The organism is Pseudoalteromonas sp. S554, from assembly GCF_005930865.1.
Lineage (GTDB): Bacteria > Pseudomonadota > Gammaproteobacteria > Enterobacterales > Alteromonadaceae > Pseudoalteromonas > Pseudoalteromonas marina.
Map to the genome: position 1 here is coordinate 20,946 of NZ_PNDV01000008.1, position 20,799 is coordinate 41,744.

General features: G+C 39.5%; 21 protein-coding genes and 1 pseudogene. 17 read left to right on the forward strand and 5 right to left on the reverse strand.

What is annotated here, in order from left to right; genetic code table 11:
- Position 1: 1 nt before the first annotated feature.
- The 7 genes from CWB65_RS03815 to CWB65_RS03845 all read left to right on the forward strand — a co-directional run bounded on the left by CWB65_RS03815 (position 2) and on the right by CWB65_RS03845 (position 8,806).
- The gene (locus CWB65_RS03815) at positions 2 to 1,450 is read left to right on the forward strand and encodes a TniB family NTP-binding protein (RefSeq protein ID WP_138739931.1); all 1,449 of its coding nucleotides are present in this window, start codon (positions 2 to 4) and stop codon (positions 1,448 to 1,450) included.
- Positions 1,419 to 2,927, forward strand: a complete 1,509-nt coding sequence (locus CWB65_RS20235; RefSeq protein ID WP_138739932.1) for a TnsD family Tn7-like transposition protein — start codon at positions 1,419 to 1,421, stop codon at positions 2,925 to 2,927. The genes CWB65_RS03815 and CWB65_RS20235 overlap by 32 nt, the downstream gene beginning before the upstream one ends.
- Before the next feature lie 265 nt (positions 2,928 to 3,192).
- Entirely contained in the window at positions 3,193 to 4,383 is a 1,191-nt protein-coding gene (locus CWB65_RS03825) for an alpha/beta hydrolase-fold protein (RefSeq protein WP_138739933.1), read from the forward strand.
- A gap of 159 nt (positions 4,384 to 4,542) precedes the next feature.
- Positions 4,543 to 5,850 (forward strand): DEAD/DEAH box helicase, encoded by a 1,308-nt coding sequence (locus CWB65_RS03830; protein ID WP_138739934.1) that lies wholly within the window; start codon positions 4,543 to 4,545, stop codon positions 5,848 to 5,850.
- A gap of 344 nt (positions 5,851 to 6,194) precedes the next feature.
- On the forward strand, positions 6,195 to 7,043 hold the full coding sequence (locus CWB65_RS03835) for a hypothetical protein (protein ID WP_138739935.1): 849 nt from the start codon (positions 6,195 to 6,197) through the stop codon (positions 7,041 to 7,043).
- Positions 7,044 to 7,050: 7 nt separating this feature from the next.
- Positions 7,051 to 7,959, forward strand: a complete 909-nt coding sequence (locus tag CWB65_RS03840) for an acyl-CoA desaturase (RefSeq protein ID WP_138739936.1) — start codon at positions 7,051 to 7,053, stop codon at positions 7,957 to 7,959.
- The gene (locus tag CWB65_RS03845; RefSeq protein WP_138739937.1) at positions 7,949 to 8,806 is read left to right on the forward strand and encodes an alpha/beta hydrolase; all 858 of its coding nucleotides are present in this window, start codon (positions 7,949 to 7,951) and stop codon (positions 8,804 to 8,806) included. The genes CWB65_RS03840 and CWB65_RS03845 overlap by 11 nt, the downstream gene beginning before the upstream one ends.
- Before the next feature lie 168 nt (positions 8,807 to 8,974).
- On the opposite strand, the gene CWB65_RS03850 is transcribed toward CWB65_RS03845, so the two are convergent.
- The 5 genes from CWB65_RS03850 to CWB65_RS03870 all read right to left on the reverse strand — a co-directional run bounded on the left by CWB65_RS03850 (position 8,975) and on the right by CWB65_RS03870 (position 12,211).
- Positions 8,975 to 9,877 carry a homocysteine S-methyltransferase family protein gene (locus CWB65_RS03850; RefSeq protein ID WP_138739938.1) on the reverse strand — a complete coding sequence of 301 codons (903 nt, stop codon included), beginning with the start codon at positions 9,875 to 9,877 and terminating at the stop codon, positions 8,975 to 8,977.
- Between the two features lie 166 nt (positions 9,878 to 10,043).
- Entirely contained in the window at positions 10,044 to 10,289 is a 246-nt protein-coding gene (locus CWB65_RS03855; protein ID WP_006792550.1) for a DUF3297 family protein, read from the reverse strand.
- Between the two features lie 161 nt (positions 10,290 to 10,450).
- Positions 10,451 to 10,660 (reverse strand): cold-shock protein, encoded by a 210-nt coding sequence (locus CWB65_RS03860; protein WP_006792549.1) that lies wholly within the window; start codon positions 10,658 to 10,660, stop codon positions 10,451 to 10,453.
- 187 nt (positions 10,661 to 10,847) lie between these two features.
- Entirely contained in the window at positions 10,848 to 11,057 is a 210-nt protein-coding gene (locus CWB65_RS03865) for a cold-shock protein (protein WP_006792548.1), read from the reverse strand.
- Between the two features lie 404 nt (positions 11,058 to 11,461).
- Positions 11,462 to 12,211 carry a GntR family transcriptional regulator gene (locus tag CWB65_RS03870; RefSeq protein WP_008131874.1) on the reverse strand — a complete coding sequence of 250 codons (750 nt, stop codon included), beginning with the start codon at positions 12,209 to 12,211 and terminating at the stop codon, positions 11,462 to 11,464.
- Positions 12,212 to 12,381: 170 nt separating this feature from the next.
- On the opposite strand from CWB65_RS03870, the pseudogene CWB65_RS03875 reads away from it, so the two are divergent.
- The 10 genes and pseudogenes from CWB65_RS03875 (at position 12,382) to CWB65_RS03915 (ending at position 20,763) form a co-directional block, all read left to right on the forward strand.
- Positions 12,382 to 13,139: pseudogene (locus tag CWB65_RS03875) on the forward strand (TSUP family transporter).
- 521 nt (positions 13,140 to 13,660) lie between these two features.
- A complete protein-coding gene (locus tag CWB65_RS03880) occupies positions 13,661 to 15,244 on the forward strand; it encodes an alkaline phosphatase (RefSeq protein ID WP_138739939.1) in 1,584 nt (527 codons plus the stop codon).
- A gap of 11 nt (positions 15,245 to 15,255) precedes the next feature.
- On the forward strand, positions 15,256 to 17,046 hold the full coding sequence (locus CWB65_RS03885; RefSeq protein ID WP_138739940.1) for an alkaline phosphatase: 1,791 nt from the start codon (positions 15,256 to 15,258) through the stop codon (positions 17,044 to 17,046).
- Between the two features lie 112 nt (positions 17,047 to 17,158).
- Positions 17,159 to 17,887 (forward strand): hypothetical protein, encoded by a 729-nt coding sequence (locus tag CWB65_RS03890; protein ID WP_033025783.1) that lies wholly within the window; start codon positions 17,159 to 17,161, stop codon positions 17,885 to 17,887.
- A 284-nt stretch (positions 17,888 to 18,171) separates the two neighbouring features.
- Positions 18,172 to 18,603 (forward strand): hypothetical protein, encoded by a 432-nt coding sequence (locus CWB65_RS03895; RefSeq protein WP_008131882.1) that lies wholly within the window; start codon positions 18,172 to 18,174, stop codon positions 18,601 to 18,603.
- Between the two features lie 112 nt (positions 18,604 to 18,715).
- Positions 18,716 to 19,066: a hypothetical protein gene (locus tag CWB65_RS03900; protein ID WP_008131883.1), complete on the forward strand. Its 351-nt coding sequence runs from the start codon at positions 18,716 to 18,718 to the stop codon at positions 19,064 to 19,066.
- 53 nt (positions 19,067 to 19,119) lie between these two features.
- A complete protein-coding gene (locus tag CWB65_RS03905; protein WP_249365014.1) occupies positions 19,120 to 19,791 on the forward strand; it encodes a hypothetical protein in 672 nt (223 codons plus the stop codon).
- 52 nt (positions 19,792 to 19,843) lie between these two features.
- Entirely contained in the window at positions 19,844 to 20,257 is a 414-nt protein-coding gene (locus tag CWB65_RS03910; protein WP_008131886.1) for a hypothetical protein, read from the forward strand.
- 18 nt (positions 20,258 to 20,275) lie between these two features.
- The gene (locus tag CWB65_RS20200; protein ID WP_349304530.1) at positions 20,276 to 20,377 is read left to right on the forward strand and encodes a hypothetical protein; all 102 of its coding nucleotides are present in this window, start codon (positions 20,276 to 20,278) and stop codon (positions 20,375 to 20,377) included.
- Between the two features lie 14 nt (positions 20,378 to 20,391).
- Positions 20,392 to 20,763 (forward strand): hypothetical protein, encoded by a 372-nt coding sequence (locus CWB65_RS03915; protein WP_008131888.1) that lies wholly within the window; start codon positions 20,392 to 20,394, stop codon positions 20,761 to 20,763.
- The last annotated feature ends 36 nt before the right edge of the window (positions 20,764 to 20,799 follow it).

Below are 20,799 nucleotides of genomic sequence, written 5' to 3' on the forward strand. Positions count from 1 at the left end.
TATGAAAAAACAGCAGACATTACCTATTGAAACGATACCAGCAAAAGCTTGGCGAGCTGAAGATTTGATTTCAACTGATGACACAACCGGTAATCAATTTGTTGATGTGCTCAGGGATACATTAGATATGGGCTTATTAAAGGCTCATTTTAAAAATGATCAAGTTATTAAGGCAACAGCTGAAGATAAAGATAGCCGGCGGAAAAGTAGTGTTCAGTCGTTAATTGATAGTTTTTATGTTTCAGTGCCTGAGATTGTTGATTTGTACGATCGCTTAGACTTGACGATAAAAAGCGGGTATCAAAATAAGGCTCCTATTAGGAATAAAGGTCGAGTCTTATCTAATAACCTAATGTTAGCTATGGGCGGTAATCCCCATGTTTGGCATGACGACACAGCAGTGCAAAAGCGCCGAGATATTACCGCCATTGTAGGGCCGAAGAGCTGTGGTAAAACGGCAGCAATTGAGCGTTGTTTATCACTCTATCCGCAAGTAGTTTGGCATGGGAAGCTTTCTCAAGTTCAAGTCGTGTATTTAAAAGTTGAGTTGAAAGGGGTTTCCAATCTATTGGAGTATTGCGCCCGGTTCCTAGAAGCCTTAGAGCTTGCTTTAGGAAGTGAAAAGTTTGATGAAGAAGTGAAGGTGGCCCCTAGTGTATGCGCTGCATTTATGAAAATGAGGAGTCTTCTAACAACCTATAATGTGGGAACTTTGATCATTGACTCATTAGAATCGACTCAGAATTGGCCTACCGATAAACGAGAATTGTTATTTGAACACTTAGCTGGTCTTGCTGACATAATTCCTGTTGTTATGCTTTCGAGTGATGTTGATTGTTATGACATTAATGAAATAAGTTCGGAAAAGCTTACCTGGGATCCTCTTTGTGCTTTCGCAAGTGAAAACGAAGAACTATCTGATCGCTGGTCTCGATTTACAGCTAGGCTTTGGAAGTTTAACTGCTTGAAAGCGCAGGATATTGAGCTAAATAAAGAGCTTAAAGAAATATGGTTTAACGCATGTAAAGGTGTTGTTGGAATAGCAGTGCGCTTTTATGCACGATGTCTGCATGAGGCTATAAATACGGGAATGGAAAGCATTTCTAAAGAGTTAATGTTGAGAGTACAGAAAAAGTACTTTAGCCAGCACCGTTCGTTTTTCTCTGACATTGCTCGTGGAAAGCGATACGATAAATCAGCTAAACCTCTGCCGCCGCCAGCTTCAAAGCCAAAGCGTCGTAAAATGCCTAAATTGGAATCCATGCAGCGAAAAGACTTTAGCCGCATATCAAAATCACAATGGAAGACTCTGCCTGAAGATGATTTGCGTTACATAGCATCTCAACAAAAAGAGGACAATTATTACTTAATGCTCAAGGAAGTTGGACTCGTATTGCCAATTGGAGATTTCACTCTTCATGATAAATTTCCCCAAACCTTATCCAGATGAGCTCTTATACAGCATTTTAGCGAGAGCGAGAGTGCAATTTTGTGAGGTCAGTCCCAAGCGATTGATTGACCTTGCAATGGATACTCGAACAGCAATATCGACAATTAACTTCCCTTCCAGACTTAATGCTCTGAGTGTAACAAACTCTTTAACCCTGCGTTCAAGCGAACAATTGACTTATAACAACACGCTATTTCCATTATATGCGCCATTCATGCCGGAAGACCGTCGAGTACAATGTTTAGAACTTTTGAAAGGTAAATCATATGGAGCGGTGCATTTACGCTCTGGGTATGCCTGCTCAAGAATTCCAAAGTTACATCACCTTCGGTGTTGTCCTAAATGTTATTCCGAGCAATTAAACACTTTGGGTGAGCCATACTGGATGCGAGTACACCAGATTAGTGGAGTTGAATACTGCCTTGTTCATAAAGCAAAGTTAGTTTCAGTGCAGCCATATCACTCAGTATCTAAGCGACATGAATATATACCCTTATCAATTATCTCGCTCGACGATATTAAAATGAACACCACATCTGAGTTTCATTGTTTTTATTGGCTTGCTAATCAAGTAATGGGTTTGCTTGAGAAAGGATCTGAAACTTCAGCAAGCTATAGCCAATGGACGGCTTTCTACCATCAACTAGTGAACGAAGCTGGTATGAGCAAGGGTAATTATGTCGACTATTTAAAGATAAAATCAGCGATATTAAAAGCTTGGCCTTTGTTTTGGCTTAGCGCCATGAATCTAGTTCCGAGTGAATCTGAATCTAGTTGGCTACACTGCATTACCAGAAAACACCGGAGGTCATTCAGCTATCTTGAGCACTTAGTTTTTATTTATGCACTTAAAGGGGAATCTGCGAATATTATTGAAATTTTAAGGTGCGTAAAGTTAATTCAATTAGGAAAAGAACTAACATATAAGGGTTGTACTCACACTGATAGGGAGTTAAAAGGCTATAAAAAAGATTGGTACAATTTGGTTAAAACCAGAGGAACTAAAATTGCTCGTACAGGTAATGGAGCTGCTATATATGCTTGGCTATACAGGCACGATAAAGGTTGGCTACTTAAAGTTAACCTTCGATATAAACAGCCTATACCATACATTAATACACGAGTTGACTGGCACAAAAGAGATGTTCAGCTGATTCGCCAATTAGTAGAAATTAGGGATTTGTATTTGTATGACCTTGAAGGCCCAAGAAAGTCTCAAAAATGGTACCTGAGCCATTTGGATAAAGGCACATCAATTGAAAAGCAATTCAATAAACTTCCTTTAACCGCTGAGTTTCTTCGAAGATATTCAGAAGATGTATCTGACTATCAAATTAGGAGATTAACTTATACATTAAAAAATAGCGGCGACATGTCACTACCAAGGTGGTTAGTTCTTCGAAAATCTGGGCTGAATGATGTGCGCATAACTGAGGTTGCATCGAGGTTTTTGAGTTGCTTTTACCCGGATAGTTAAGCTAAAAAGTGATTAATACCTATTTTGTTTAGTTGCGAAGTTATCTAGTAGCGAACTTTAAGAAGTAGAAACTGGGAGCGTACACTTTAAATTGGCTGGGATCGTACTTTCTATTTAAGATCATACATTTATAGAGCATCTCAGTTTCGAACATTATTTAACGTGCACATTTGTTAGTTAAAACTAAAAAGGCGCTTAACGCGGCTTTTTTTGTACCTCAAAGCCTGTTAGATTAAATAACCCACTATTTTCAAAAGGATTAGTAATGCGTTTATTAGCCGTTATTTGTTTTGTTAGCTTTTTTGCTTTTAGTTCACAAAATGCCTTTGCACAATCTGGCACTAAACAGCAAAGTGTAGATTACTCTCAGTTCATGCACTCTATTAAATCGGCTGTTTTAAACGAAGAGCGTACTGTTGTAGTCCAGCTACCAAAGAACTACCAAGCTGAGCCAAACAAAGTTTATCCGGTCATTTATCGCCTTGATGGCGCGGGTAACATACCGCTTATAAGTGCTGTGATGGAGCGCTTGCAAAATGATAATCGTGCACCAGAGGTTATTATTGTCGCTATTGAAAACACCAATCGCTTAAGGGATTTATACCCCACAGTTAATAAAGAGCCACAAGGCCCGGTAGGTGAAGGCGGTGGTGCAGCAAAGTTTTTAGCATTTATTGAGCAAGAACTTATGCCCTTAATTAATAAAAGTTATCGTACGCACAATTATAATGTGATTGCAGGGGCCTCTGCGGCAGGCGTGTTTGCACTTTATACAATGCAAGCTAACCCAGATCTTTTCCAAGCGCATATTGCCTATAGCCCAGCGGTTTGGTGGAACTATGGTACATCGGTAAAAGCAACTAAGGCGTTTATTAATACATCAAAAGACCTAAATAACTATGTTTACATTAATATAGGCGAAGAAGCAGGCATAATGCGTGAGCGATACAATGAACTTCAGCAAGCTTTGCAATCTAATCGCTTGCCAAATTTACGCTTCTTTAGTGATGCGTTTGATGGTATCTCGCATAACCTGACTTCGGTTGCTGGTTCATTTAATGCCTATCACAACTTATTTTTGCCTAAACAAATGCCCATAAGTGCTTTAACTGACGATGTAACCTCTATTGATACTTATTATCAAAGCTTATCTCAACAATGGGGCGAGCAGATTGCGCCATCGGATCGCGCTGTTAGATCACTCGGTTATAACTTAACGGGCAGCAAGCAATTTACCCGTGCTATTGAAGTGTTTAAGTACAATATAAAAAACCACCCAAAGTCAGTCGATGCGTTTTCAGCCTTATCTTATGGCTATGAAATGCAAGGCGATACTCGCCAAGCGCTTGAACAGATGAAATTTGCTTTAACGATAGCAGACGACTCATATCCATATATACATTACTTAAAAGAAACAAAAGCTAGATTACAAACGCAGCTAAGTAAAACGCAATAATGTAAAAGGATAAAGCGCAGGGAGAGCCTGCGCTTACAGTTACCTTTACAACACGCAGCTGTTACCTATGAAAACATTTAAATCACTAATCCCTACTTAATAAGCGCTAAATACGCTAAAATTACAGGCTACTTTTTTAGCAATAAGCCCACAACTTTTATGACCTCAGCCGCAAGCCCTAGCACCTTTAACGATCTTGGCCTTATTCCAGAGCTACAAGCTCGTTTAACCGATTTGGAATATAGCCAACCTACGCCAATTCAAGCTAAAGCGATTCCAAGTGTACTTGCTGGTAGCGATTTAATTGCGGGGGCAAATACTGGCTCAGGTAAAACAGCAACGTTTGCATTACCAATGCTGCAAACCCTATTTTTAGAGCAAGGCGCTAAAAAAGCAGCGAACAAAGGTAACTTTGTCACTGGGCTTATTTTGGTACCTACCCGTGAGCTTGCAACGCAGGTGGCCAATAGCGTTAAATCATATTCTGCCAACTTGAATGGCGCCATTAAAACGGTGGCGGTATTTGGTGGTGTGTCGGTTAATACACAAATGCAGGCTCTACGCGGCGGCGCCGATATTATCGTGGCAACACCAGGGCGCTTGCTCGATTTAATCTCAAGCAATGCGATTAAGCTCGATAAGGTAACGACCTTAGTGCTTGATGAAGCCGACCGCATGTTAAGCCTTGGCTTTACCGAAGAACTTACTGAGTTATTGGCGCTTATGCCTGCTAAAAAACAAACAATGTTGTTTTCAGCAACCTTCCCAGAGCAAGTCACTCTATTAACGCAAGAGCTGTTAACTAACCCTGTTGAAATACAAGTTCAAAGCAAAGACGAAAGCACCTTAGTACAGCGCGTATTTACGGTTAATAAAGGCGAAAAAACCACGGTTTTAGCGCATTTAATTAAAGAGCACAAATGGCGCCAAGCGCTTATTTTTGTAAACGCTAAAAAAGACTGTGAGCACTTAGTGGGTAAGCTTGAAAAGCGTGGTATTAACGCACAGGTATTTCATGGTGATAAAGGCCAAAGTGAGCGTACTCGCGTAATTGAAAAATTTAAAGCGGGCGAAATCGAAGTACTTATAGCCACTGATATAGCAGCCCGTGGTTTAGATATTGCCAAACTGCCTGTTGTTATTAACTTTAACTTACCGCGTAGCCCCGCCGATTACATGCACCGTATTGGCCGAAGCGGCCGTGCCGGTGAAGTGGGTTTAGCGTTATCGTTAATTGATTATGAAGACTTTCATCACTTTAAAATAATCGAAAAGAAAAACAAACTGCGCTTAGAGCGAGAAGAAGTAACCGGTTTTGCAGTTAACCAAGCAAACCTTGATGCAGCTGATGCGCTTAAAAACGACAAGCCAATGGCAAAGCCTGCAGGCACAGGTAAGAAAAAGAAGAAAAACAAAGTTAACCCAGAAGATGATGCATGGAGTGGTTGGCGAAACCGTTCTAAGTAAGGTTTTATAGTAATTGCTTATAATTATCAGCATATTATATTTTTAAAAAGGCGCATTTGCGTCTTTTTTATTGTCTTTAATTTCTTGCTTTAACTGTGTATTTAGGTTTTTATAGGTTGCAAGTCACATTAAGTAGAGGCTTTTTGGAAATATAAAAATGGCATATGGATCATGTTTATTTGGTATAAAACCAATTATTACGTATTCATAGCAAATTAAAATATGCAGGGTATGTAATGGTAAAAACACAGAAAAATAAAGCTCCTAGTCATATAAGTAAACGGCGCAGAAATATTTCAATCCTACTATTGATAGGTGTTTGTTCGCTGCTAATTCGTGCACTAATGTCTTATAACTTTGACCGAACCGCTTTGCTCTATGTTGGCGTCCCTTTTTTTGTATCCGTTGCTTTACTATACATAGTTAAAAAACCTGAAAAACCAAGCTTAAATAGGTATTACGGACACTTAGTCTTGTGGTCGCTAATCGTTATGCTTGGCACGTCGGTTGTTTTGTTTGAAGGCTTTGTATGTGTGATCATGTTTATGCCAATTTACTTTGGCATATTATTTCTCATGTACTTATTTCAGCTTCTATCCTGCTATTTAAAGAGTAGAAACAAAGGGTCATATTACGCTCATATCTTACCTGTCGTTATTTTTTTAAGCGCATTTGAAGGTGTAGTGCCAAGTACTAGCTTTGAAAGAGAATATTCAATAACTAAAAATATAGTTATCAGCGCCACCCCAGAAGAAATAAAAAATAAGCTTATTGAGCCAATGCATTTAAATATAGAGCGTAATTGGCTGTTAAGTTTATTCCCTATGCCCAACAATATAGATGCAGGTACATTATCAGCAGGAGATGTACATAATATTGATTTTACTTATCATCGTTGGTTTGTAACAAATACCCACAAAGGGCATATGAAACTTGAGTTAACTCAAGTTGAAGATGACTATATTCGTACCACCTTTTTAGAAGATACAAGCTACATAGGTAATTATCTAAAGCTAAAAGGGACCGAGATCCGGTTTATAAAAGTAGATAATGAAAATACAAAAGTGATGCTGACTATTTATTATCATCGATTTTTAGACCCAGCTTGGTATTTTGGCCCAATACAAAAATATGCTATTGGGCAAACCGCAGATATGCTCTTAAGTGAATTATTTATTCCTGAAACAACTTAGGGCTGCAATGTATATTAATGAAAGAGTTATAACTAGTGAGCAAAGTAATGCTAGCGTCGGGGATGTAGTTTTATCTCCAATAAAGGTGTTATGGGTTGGCGGTATGCTATTAACTGCCGTTTTAGGTGGGTGGTACACATTTTCAATCAGTGCGCTGCTGGTATTTATTGCAACGACGAGCATCATTTTGTGTTTGGGGCACTCATTGGGTATGCATCGCAGGCTTATACATAAGAGTTATAAATGCCCGCTTTGGCTTGAATACTTTTTTGTACACTTGGGTGTCGTTGTGGGTTTAGCTGGGCCAATTGGTATGATTAAAACCCATGATATGCGCGACTGGGCGCAGCGCCAACCTGAGTGTCATGATTACTTTGGCCATAAGCAACCTATGTGGAAAGACTTTTGTTGGCAACTCTTTTACGATATTAGATTAAATAATTCACCTACATTTAATATAGAAACTAAGGTAATAGAAAGTCGAGTGTATAGTTGGATGGATAAAACGTGGATGTTACAACAGCTCCCTTTAGCGTTTTTACTATTGTTGTTAGGAGGTATATCTTGGGTTATTTGGGGTATATGCGTGAGAGTAAGCATCTCAATTATAGGCCATTGGCTGATAGGTTATTTGGCCCATAATATTGGTCAAAGGCATTGGCATGTAAACCAAGCGTGTATTCAAGGTTATAACGTCCCTTTTGCTGCGTTGCTAACAATGGGTGAAAGTTATCATAACAACCACCACGCATTTCCTGGTTCAGCCAATTTTGCATTAGAAAAAGGTCAATTAGATGTTGGCTGGCTAGTACTTAAAAAGCTAGAAAAACTAGGCTTGGTTTGGGATTTAATCCAACCCGAAAACCTCCCTGTGCGAAGCGAATTAAAAAGAATCGATTCCCAATATGAAAACTAATTCCTTTTTAAAGTTGTTATTATTACTTGGTGTATTAACTTGTTTTAAATTAAGTGCAAATACGCCATATGAAATTCCTAGAAGTAGCGTTATTCAGCTAACAGAACCTTCTAGTAAGCGTGTTTACCCTGTTTTTATTCAACTCCCTAAGTCATATAAAAATAAGCCAGATAAAACATACCCAGTTATTTATTTAACCGATGCGCCGTATACCTTTCCTATAGTGGCAGGGGCTACACGGTTTCCTATGAATAGCGGCAAAATGCAGCAAGCAATTATTGTTGCCATTGGTTATGAAAAAGGGTCTATTGGATCAGCTAGTCGAATTAGAGACTACACACCTACCTTTGCAAAGGATTGGAAAAAACAAACAGGTAATGCGCAAGGGCACATTAAGTTTATTAAAAACACCGTTTTCCCTTATATTGAGCAAAACTACCGAGCAAGTCACACACAAAAAATCTACATAGGTAACTCGCTAGGCGGCTTATTTGGTGCCACTGTTTTATTTAAAGAACCCGATTTATTTAGCCATTATATTATTGGTAGCCCGTCTGTTTGGTTTGATAGCAACGTAATTTTAGCGCTACAAGCAAATAAACCTAAAGTGCCTACAAAGGTTTATATATCGGTGGGAGCAAAGGAAATCCCAGCTTTTGGTGAAGGGCAAAATATGGTTGAGGGTACCAAGCTATTGGTACAAAAAATTAATGCACTTAACAGTGACAACATACAATTAAAAAGTGTTGTTATTGAAGGGGCGAGCCATGCAACCGCATTTCCTACTACTGCAATACAAGGGCTTGATTGGGTGTTGGGAATAACACCGATCGACTCAAATATTTAATCATTCTAGCGTGCTAAATAGAGCGCTAACAGCGTTATGAATTTCTCATGTAGAACAACTACATGTCGATATTTATGCCTTGTTATCACGCTATTTATCTGTCGCTATAAATGCCTAATAACTTAACACGATTGGTGCAGCCAATAAGCCCTAAAGGGCACTAAAAGCTTAAGCGCTTTCAAGTTCCTGCTTCCAGTTTACCAGCACTTCAATAAACTCTGGGCCTATACCACAGCAACCCCCAATAACAGTTGCACCCAGAGCGTGCCACTTTTTTGCAAAGCCTAGGTATTCTGAAGGTGAAATATCACGATACGCTTGCGATCCTTGATTGGCTTGATAGTCGTGGGCAATAGGCGTAAAGCCGTTTGCAAAGGCGCCCAAAGCCACGGTTTTATTAAGCTTCGACAATACCTTATTAGTATCTATTAAGGCTTGTTCTATTACTTCGGGGATCGAGCAATTAAATAAAATACCTTCAACATTGTGATCAAGCAGTTCAGTTACGGCGTCAGTTACAAATTCGCCTGAGCGCAGGGTTGCTAGTTCGCTAACTTCATCATTTAAGGTAAATGCGTAATAGCATGGTTTGTTTGAATTTTTAAGTACGCTTGCCATTACTTGTGCTTCTTCAATGCTAGAAATAGTTTCGCCAATCCATAAATCTACATACTCGTTTTGTGCTTCATAAAGTGTATTTAAAATAGTAAAACCACGCTTACGTTCAAATAGCTCCGGGCGGTAAGAGCCAAATACCGGAGGAAGCGAACCTGCTACCAGTATATTTTTATTTGCACTTTGAGCCGCTTTTTTTGCAATGATTGCAGCTTGGTTAGCAAGCTCGGCACCCTGTGCATCATAAAGCGGTTCGCCTAAATGAAACGGTACACAGGCGTAACTATTTACAGTAATTACTTCAGCGCCAGCATCTATAAACCCAGAGTGTGCTTGAGTAACAAAGTGTGGCGCTTCTATAAGTGCCTGTGCACTCCAAAGAGGTTGCGTAAACGGAGCGCCAATGCGTTTAAGTTCGCGGCCCATGCCACCATCTAAAATAATTACTTTTTTCATAATAAGCTTCCGTTGTTCTATACAATATGACGTCATTCAAGCATGTTTTGCTTAAAAATATAGTGAAACTTCATCAGGTTTAACATGAAAATAGCTCAATACTTTTTAATAGACACAAAAAAAGCGACTGCCTAGAGGAGTCGCTTACTTTTAAATAAGGATTAGCTTATTTGTAAAACGCTTCTACCTTGCCTTTTACTTTCATAAGCAATGGCTGACCGCGGCGATCTAACGCTTTAGGTGCTGCTACTTTAATCCAACCTTCGCTAATGCTGTATTCTTCAACGTCAAAACGTTCTTTGCCATTTAGTGTAATACCAATTTCATGTTCAAACACTTCTTCTACATAAAATTTGCTGCGTGGATTAATAGAAAGTTGATCTGGTAATTCAGGTTTGTTTGTATCAGTCATAATAGGGATCTGCATAGAATATATTGTGCGCTATTGTAGGCAATACAGGAGTTATGCTCAAGCAAGACTGAAATAAATGTTTGAAGGGGTTTTACTAATACTTATAAGAGGTAATTAAGGGGGTAATAAATGCGTTAAAAAACGCATTTATTTAAAACATGTTAAATGCTAACAATGTTTTCAGCTTGTGGGCCTTTTTGACCTTGAGTAACAGTAAACTGTACACGTTGGCCTTCAGCAAGTGTTTTAAAACCGTCGCCAGAGATTGCGCTAAAATGTGCAAACACATCAGGGCCAGACTCTTGCTCGATAAAACCAAAACCTTTTGCTTCGTTAAACCATTTTACTGAACCAGTAGTTGTAGTAGACATAATATGTATCCTAAAAAATTAATATAAGTGTGCCTGAAAAGAGGCGATTGAGCCGGAAAAAATAGTTAACTTGAGGATAACGCGCAGGATTATTACTAAAACAACGGGGTACTAACAAATAAAACAAAACTTCTTTCAAACTAGTATTCAAAATGGGTTATTGCTAACCCATTTAATTGTTTAGCAATTAGATGCTAACAATGTTCTCAGCCTGTGGGCCTTTTTGACCTTGAGTAACAGTAAACTGTACACGTTGGCCTTCAGCAAGGGTTTTAAAACCGTCGCCAGAGATTGCGCTGAAATGTGCAAACACATCAGGGCCAGACTCTTGCTCGATAAAACCAAAACCTTTTGCTTCATTAAAAAATTTAACTGTACCAGTTGTTGTATTAGACATAATAGATCCTAAAAATAAATAAAAGTGTGCCCTAAATAGGCAATTTAACAGGAAGAAAACGTGCATTTAACTGAGGATAACGCGAAGGATTATTACTAATATCAACGAGGTACTTACAAATAAATTGGGTTTTCATCAACCCGATGCCGAGCAGGATAACAGCATGTTTGATAATACACCAAGCTTTATTGTCATTTTATTTTTTAGCCTAGGGTAGTTTACTCTTTGTTGCGCCGTTTTTACTTATTATTACGTAGGTACGAGTCAGTAGATTAATGAAGAAGCAGTTATCGCGCTTACTAGGTTACAAACCTCACGCCGCGATTAAATCGCCATTATATTCAACAAACTTCAATCCACAAAGATCAACACACCCTAGTTATTAGCAGTTAAAGCGCGGTTTATTAATCAAGTTGGATTTGGTAATGGTAATGATCGCTACGGCACTTGCTTTGGCGGTATTCTATGCGTTTACCTTCAATTGATTCGGTAATGCGTGACACTAATAACAGTGGTTCGCCAGTTTTAATTGCGAGCATTTTTGCATCAGTTTCGTCGGCTAATACCGCTTTAATACTGTCTTGGGTTTTATGTACGGTTTGATTAAATTTGGTTTGGTAGTAGTGGTACAATGTATGCGGAATATCGCTAATTTGATGTATATCAGGAAAGTAGCTTTGTGGAAGGTATATAGTCTCGCTCATACAAAATTCGTTATCAAGAATACGCCTACGCACAAGCTTGGTTACTTTGTCTTTTTTATTAAGTTGTAAGGCATCGATAACATCGTGTGTTGCGGGGCATAGCTCAACCGATAGAAGCTCTGCCTTGGGTAAGTCTGCACCTTTACCATCGGCCTGAAGCGGGAAAAATCTAAACAGTGCGTCTTGCGCAGTATGCTCAGATACAAAGGTACCAACACCTTGACGGCGGGTGACTATTTTATCGTCGGTTAGTAAGTTAAGGGCTTTACGAACAGTGCCTTGGCTTACATTAAATTCTTCAGCAAGGCGAAACTCGCTAGGTAATGATTCGCCAGGTACCCAGCGTCTTTCAACAACGAGCTGTTTAATATAATCAGCCACTTGTAAGTAAAGTGGTTGAAAAGCCAAGCTTGGGCCACTTAATTTGTGATCAAACATAGAGTTACTCATTGTTATTTACCGTTAAATTCAATCCACCTGTAGTTATAACATAGGTGGTACTTTTTGCGCATCTTTGCGTAAGCCCAATTAATTATGAGCTATTGCAATACAGCTTACATTTACATTGTTATTAAAAACAATTTGTTACGCTACAATAGCGCATATCTAGGAAATTTAAGATGCTCAGTATCTCGTTAGAACTCATATTGCTTATGGCGCTTTGTCTTGGCATTGCCACAATAATGCAAACGCTTAGTGGGTTTGGTTTTGGGTTGCCAGTTTTACGCTCTTAGATGTATTACCATTAACGGCAACCACGTTTTTAGTAAGTCTGTTAGGGCTTGTTAACTCAACCATTGTGGTGATTAAAAACCGCAATGCGGTAAAAATCCCCGAACTAAAACTGATGCTGCATACGGGTATTCCGCTAATCTTGCTAGGGTTTGTTTTGCTTGAATATATGTCGGCGCATTTAACGCAGCTTTTAAACTTTATTTTAGGAATTAGTATTTTGCTGTGTTGTGGCTTAATGCTAGTTGGCCGTGAAAAAGTTAATAAGAAGAGCGGGCGTAGCTCATTTTTAATCGCAGGCGGCTTAAGTGGTTTGTTGGGCGGGCTGTTTTCAACCTCGGGACCACCGCTGGTTTTTCAGTGCTATAAACAAAGTTGGTCTATTGAGGCCATACGCAGCACATTGCTTGCTGTATTTACCATTAGCGGCTTAGTGCGTGTAGGTATTGCAACATTTGGCACCTTACCTGAACCCGACATTATGTTTTTAATTGCAGCGGCAATACCTCTTGTGCTTTTAGTTACACATTTTGCCCGTAAATTAACCGATTACGTTGATGCAAAATGGGTTTATATAATAGCAATTACATTGCTCGGCTTAAGTGGTGTATCGCTGGTGGCCACATCAGCAGCGAGTATATTGTAAATTTAGTGGGTAACTTAACTTAAGTTTATTTACGTTGATATGGGAATTACAGTAGTTTAACTAGTGTCTTATGAACAGTTAGTGTTTGGTTAAGAAGCCCCTTAAATGCATTTGAATTACGTGAGCCAGACTTTGAAGCAACGGCTTGTTAGTACATCAATCAGCAACAAGACGATGCCTTTAGAGTATCGCTTATTGCTAAAAACCTAACAGACGAAAGCTATGCAACAACCTACAGTGGCGATAATTTCCGTTACCAAATACCGCGTGATGCAGAGCGCTACTTTGGTGTGTCGTTTAAGGCGCGTTTTTAATAGTTAAAAAATTTTCCCTTGTATAACAACAAGCGTAGCGTTAAACCGCTGCGCTTTTTTGTGTCTTATTTTTGTAAATCTTTGGTCACTTTTTCTTCATTAAAACGTCCTTTATTAGTCATATGTATTTTCTATAGTGCAGCGGTTACTTATTTGAGGTTTTAGCTTCAAGAAAAAATAACCACTACATAATGGGAATAATAAAGGATGAAAATTAAAAAAGTCGCTGCGGCGGTTGGGCTAACATTTATGTTAAGCGCTGCAAGTCATGCCAATGTATTACCACAAAGCCAAACAGACAATAACTGGTATACAAACGCACAAACTACGTTAGCTACTAAAAATACTCAGGCACAAAGTGCACAAGTTACAAAAGCAAAAAACGTAATTTTATTTGTGGGTGACGGCATGGGTATTTCTACCCTAACGGCAGCACGTATTTTAAAAGGCCAACGAGCAGGCAACCCAGGTGAAGAAGGCTATTTGAGCTTTGAAGAGTTCCCGTATTCTGCGCAAGTTAAAACGTATAACGTAGATGCGCAAACGCCGGATTCTGCAGGCACAATGACCGCAATGATCTCAGGTGTTAAAACTGATGTAGGCGTAATTGGTGTAGACGAAGACATTGAGCGCGGTGTGTGTTCAACTGTATCGGGTAACGAGCTTTTAACCGCAACAGAACTAGCTGAAATTAAAGGCCTAGCAACAGGGGTTATTTCTACAGCGCGTATTACCCATGCAACGCCAGCGGCCACGTATGCTAAATCGGCAGACCGTAACTGGGAAGACATTTCAGATATGCCAGAAGGGTCAGAAGCCTGTGAAGATATTGCATCTCAACTGGTTAACTTTGAAAAAAACCTAGAAGCGCGCTTTTTAGGTACCGACGTAGACGGCCTTGATTTTGTAATGGGTGGCGGTCGTCGTCACTTTTTACCAAAAGATGCTGCGGCTAATTCAAGCGATGCGACAAGCGCCGTTGAAGGCGATCGTACCGATGAGCGTAACCTTGTCACTGAGTGGCAAACACAATACCCAAATGCAACGTACGTCATGGACCAAGCAGGGTTTGATGCTATTGCCGATGACGCTACGAAAGTATTTGGCTTATTTAACGAATCGCACATGCAATACGAAGCTGACCGAGCAAACGACGTAGCAGGCGAGCCATCACTGACCGAAATGACCACAAAAGCAATCGACGTGCTGGGTAAAAACGACAATGGCTTTTTCTTAACGGTTGAGTCGGGCCGTATTGATCATGCGCACCACGCAGGCAATGCTTACAACGCACTTAACGACACCATTGAATTTGCCAATGCAGTTCAAGCAGCAATCGATAATACCAACCCAGAAGAAACCCTTATTTTAGTCACAGCCGATCACAGCCACGTATTTACTATTGCTGGTTACCCTAAGCGCGGTAACCCAATTTTAGGCCAAGTAGTGGCCGTAGGCCAAACAGCGCCAAGCCTTGCTGCCGATAACATGCCATACACTACGGTAGGTTATGCAAATGGTTTAGGTTTTAGAGACCTAGGTGATGAAACAAACGCTGATGCAACCTACTTAAGCGGCCCAGTAGCTGGGCGCGTTGAGTTAAATGGTGTTGACACAACAACCCCAGGTTTTCACCAAGAAACAACCGTACCACTGGGTTCTGAAACGCATGCTGGTGAAGATATTTCATTGCATGCTAAAGGCCCTGGTGCACAACTTGCTCAAGGCGTTATTGAGCAAAACGTTGTATTTCATCTAATTAACCAAGCTCTTGAATTAACTCAGCAATAATGGCGGCGAACATGAAAAAATTAACAGTACTTTCTTTAGCAGTAATGGTCGCGCTAGCGGGTTGTTCAAGTGATGACGATAAAAGTGATAACAACATTATCGCAGTAGACAACGCCATAGCCGTGGGCTCAGCGCAATGTATTAATGGCGGTGTAGAAACCCAAGTGGGCGTAGATACAAACGAAAATGGCGAACTCGATAGCGACGAAGTTAACTCATCTAACCTAGTGTGTAATGCGCCGGCAACGTCGCTAACTACAGAGCAATTAGCTAACCTTACAGGTAATGCTTGGTATAGCGACGCGCAAACAAAGCTATCAGCAACGCAGCAAGCTAATAACGAGGCGGTTACAGAGTCGGGCAAGGCGAAAAATGTTATTTTATTTGTAGGCGACGGTATGGGTATTTCTACCGTTACGGCTGCACGTATTTTAGCGGGTCAGCTTGAAGGCGGCATGGGTGAAGACTACCAACTTAGTTTTGAAACCATGCCTTACTCAGGCTTTGTTAAAACGTACAACGTAGATGCACAAACACCTGATTCAGCAGGCACAATGACGGCGATGGTGTCAGGCGTTAAAACTGATGTTGGCGTAATCGGTGTAGACGAAGACATTGAGCGCGGTGTTTGTTCAACTGTTGCAGGTAATGAGCTGGTCACCTCGCTTGAGCTTGCTGAAATAGCAGGTAAAGCAACAGGCCTTATTTCAACGGCGCGTATTACTCACGCAACACCCGCGGCAACGTATGCTAAGTCGGCTGATCGTAACTGGGAAGATAACTCTGATATGCCAGCAGGTTCAGACGCATGTGAAGACATTGCATCGCAACTTGTTAACTTTGAAGCTAACCTAGAAGCACGCTTTGCGGGCATTGATGTAGATGGTATTGACGTAGTAATGGGTGGCGGTCGTCGTCACTTTTTACCAAAAGATGCCGCGGCTAATTCAAGCGATGCAATCAGCGCAGTTGAAGGGGATCGTACCGATGGCCGTAACTTAGTAACCGAGTGGCAAGCTACTTACCCTAATGGCAACTACGTAATGGACCAAACAGGGTTTGATGCAATTAGCGACGATGCTACAAAGGTGTTTGGTTTATTTAACGAATCTCACATGCAATACGAAGCTGACCGTGCAAACGATGTAGCGGGCGAGCCTTCGCTTTCACAAATGACTGAAAAAGCAATCAACGTGCTTAACAACAACGAAAACGGCTTTTTCTTATCGGTAGAGGCCGGGCGAATAGATCACGCACACCACGCAGGCAATGCATACAACGCGCTTAACGACACCATTGAATTTGCTAAAGCCGTTAAAGCCGCTATGGACAGCACTAACCCAGAAGAAACGCTGATTGTGGTGACTGCCGATCACAGCCATGTATTTACTATTGCAGGCTACCCAAAACGTGGTAACCCAATATTAGGTAAAGTGGTTGCAGTTGGCCAAACCGAGCCAAGCCTTGCAGCCGACGACATGCCATATACTACAGTAGGTTACACCAATGGTTTAGGCTACAGAGACTTAGGCGATGAAACCAATGCCGACGCTTCTTACTTAGCTGCACCGGTTACAGGGCGTGTTGATTTAACAAATGTTGATACAACCACACCGGGCTTTCACCAAGAGTCGTTAGTACCACTTAGTTCAGAAACCCACGCGGGTGAAGATGTAGGTGTTTACGCAATGGGCCCAGGTGCACATTTAGTAACAGGCACAAACGAGCAAAGCTTTTTATTCCATGTAATGGACTTTGCCGCAGACCTAGTTAAAACAGCCGATGAAACAGTGGCTCAGTAAATAGAGCCTATTAAAAGCCCGCATTATTTTGCGGGCTTTTTTATGTCATAAAAATGCCATTGTTAGTGGTTATGTTATGGCAATAACAGTGACGTTAAATATAGAGAGCACCATGAAAACAGCATTATCATTACTCGCAACCATGTTGGTTGCCACACTAACAAGCGCCAGCGCAGTTGCCACTCAGTGCAACCTAAATAGCCAGTATTTAAAAGCCGACTACACAATTACCAACACCCACAAAAATAAGCAAAGTAGTCAGGTACTTACACTTTGGCGTAATAACCAGCAAGTCGCACATCAAAGCGATGTTACTACTGAGCTGTGGCAACATTTAGCTAATAAACAAATTCGTCCAATACGTTATTTTAATGCCCAACAACGCGGTATTGAGTATCAGCCATCGGAAGTGCGCGGCGTACAAAATTGGAGTGCTAAAAATCAGCTGGTGGATAATCACTTAATTAAAAAAATGACCCTTACAAAAACGCAAGGCACAGGCTGTGATGAGGTAAAAAACTACACCTACCAAGAGGGTGAAAATACCTACACACTTGCTTTTTATAGCCAAACCCAGCTTGTTAAATCTTTTAGTGTAAACAACACAAAAAACCAAGCAATCACGTTACTAAGCTTAAATAACGTAAGCTACAACAAGCAGCAAGTTACTTTGCAATTTGCACAGTGGGACCGCTTTCAAACCACCGATTACGCCGACATTGGCGATAACGAAAACGACCCGTTTTTAGCAAAAATGATAAACCTAGGTTTTATAGAGCACGGTGCAACAGGGTTTTATAACCAGCAAGGTGAAGCGATTCAAGGTGGGCACCACCACTAGGGTTTAGATGAGTTTTAATATGGTGTAAAACGAGCTTGCTGTGTTGGGGATAAATTTATACTTCAATCAGCAAGCTGTGGTGAGCTACCAATCACCCTGTAAAATTTAAAATACCCCTGCCCAAATAAGACCTCGAATAATCGGCTCTTCTTATAAATAAGCAGCCACTTACAGCCAAATATTTTTAATTGGCAAAAACTTGCGCTATTTGATACTAATAGAAGTCCACACAATAGGGACGTTTGCAAAAATGCCTCTTAACAAAGCTGTTATATTGGACTTAAATGCGAGCACTTTTAGTTATATGTTTTTTCTGGACTAACTCATTATTCGCCTGCGGTGATGATGAACTAGGTCAACTCGCATCTTTTGCAATAAATGAAGACTATAGCGTAGGTAACGTTACAGGCTATAATGTATATGTACCTGAAATGTTTAATAATTATTATTTAACGTCATTTACTCTAGTGATAAAAGATACTTTCTTAGGAGACTTAAACTTTACTGAAGCTAATAGTTATAAAGGTTATTACAAAGCTTTTTTTCAAGTTAATCCTGAAGAATTAGATTTACTAAATATAGTACTCGGTTACTCAACAACACAGGACAAAAAAGGAATTGTGATGTGTGGTGAAAGAATACAGTTAAATTTAAAAGAGTTGCTCAGAGCAAATCGGCCAGAAGCGATCATAGCAATACCACCGCCGTTAAAATAAAAATTATGTTCTTTTTTACAACGTCGCTCAGAAAGTTTGAAGTAGCTTGGTTGAGTTTTTTACGGCGCTTCAATTGTTCGCAATGTTTAAACAAAGTTAGGAGTTACTTTTAATGAGAAAGTACGTATTTAGTCTTTTATTTATCTTATTACTAGCCGGGTGTGATTTTGAAGTACCTGGAGCCGATGAAAGGTTTGGTACGCAAAACTTTGTATCTGCTATTTCTCTCATTGAACTACATAAAACCCGCAATGGCGTATATCCAAACACTTTAGCCGAACTGGATTTTTTAGGTGATTGGGATGGTATTTGGTTGTCCGCTGTTAAATATGAAAAAAATGATGACGGCTACAATTTATACCTTGAGAGAGGATGGGCTGGTAAGCCCTCATTAGAGTTTCCTGAGAGATTCAAGCAAGGTTTAGGTATTAAAGAAACCAATATTAAATGGGTAAAAAACTAATTACCAAAGCTTAAACAGTTGCTTATAAGGAGTTTGCATCGAATATGCGCATTATGAATTTTATTGAAAAAGCTAATAAGGTATTACTATTTATTGCTGCGTTAGTTGTAATTTTTGCTATTGGTAAGAGCCTTATTAGTGATCTTTTTAAAAGTGGCTATTCTGCGCCTAAGGTTCAGGTGATAGAACATAGTGCAGCCCTTGATGAAGAACCAAAGTTACAAAAAAATTATATTGGTCAAATCAAAGATGTTCACATTTTAGAAATCACATCTGACAAAATAGTAAATCAAAAACCTTACGGCGCTAATGCTGAAATTATTGTTTCCTCAGCACTGAATTTTAGTCGTAATGCAGTAAATTTAATGTTTACTAAAGCTGGCGAGAAAAACAAAGTGTTATTCAAAAATAACGTATTAATTGTAGGCTTTTCTCCGGTTCAATTAAAAGAAACCAGTTACCAAAGCGTTTTAAGTAAAAATATTTACTCAGTTGTACAAAACGATACAAACAAAGATGGCTTTTTAAATAGTGAAGACCAAAAAGAGTTATTAGTTTCTGAATACGACGGCTCTGGCTTGAAATCCATTATGGATAATATTGAGGGCTATCAGTTAATTAGTAATAATACGGCCTTAATTTATACCAAACCGGAGAGTGAAACACTTTATTATATTTTTGATGTACTATCAGGTGAGCTAGTTAAGCTTGATACACGCTTGTAGTTAGTAATTAACTTAAACACACAACCTAATTGTGCGCTGAAAGGCGTTTTATATGGACATGACAATGCTCAAATCTATTACTGTTACTAAAAAGAATTATACCGACTACGCTGATTTTATAATAAAAAAGTTGTGTGCGCCTAAAGATAATAAAGGTCTAGGGTTTATAAAAAATGTGATTGCATGGTTCGTGCTAACTGTTGTTTTTATGACTTTTTTTCAGGTTGAGTCTATTCGCCTTTCTGACTTTCATTGGCCAAGTGGGTTAATTGTGGCAGTGCCATTTTTAATATTGATTATTGTATTTTTATACAATAATCATAAATTAAAAAAGCAATCAATCCCCAATGAAAATGGCGTAATGATTGGCAATAAAACAATTGAGTTTCAAGCTGATGGTATTTGCGAAACTAATCATCTAGGACGTTACTTTTATAAATGGCAAGCCTTTGAATCAATAGAATAAAATAAAGGCGACTTATATATATTTGTAGACAAGCTATTGGCTTTAATAATTCCAGCTAGTGCTTTTACAAGCGAAGCCGAAAAAGAAGAACTAAAAGCTTTAATTAAAGCCTATATCTAGTTATGTATTAATTTATGAATATTTACAAAGCTTTAGCGCTTATTTTAATGCTTATACCTATTTCATCAATGGGAAGTGAAAAACAAGCTAACACTACCGATGAACAACAAGATAAGTATCTTGAGCATAGAGCTGCTTGGGAGAAAATGCTAAAAGAGCGCTATGACAAAGAGTTAAAGCACAACCCACCAATACCGCCTTGGATTAAATTTCCAGATTATCACCCAAGCGAAATTTTTTGGAGAATGGGGGAAGGCGAAAGCTACATAAGTGACTACGTCTTTACTTATTTTAAGTACGCTTCTAAAGCTGAAATAAATGCTTATAAGATTAAATATCCAGAACCCGCAGATTGGGGAGGAATATATAAGCGTTTTGAACACTAGCTAAAGTTCGGCTATGTTTTTAGGTAACTTATGTGA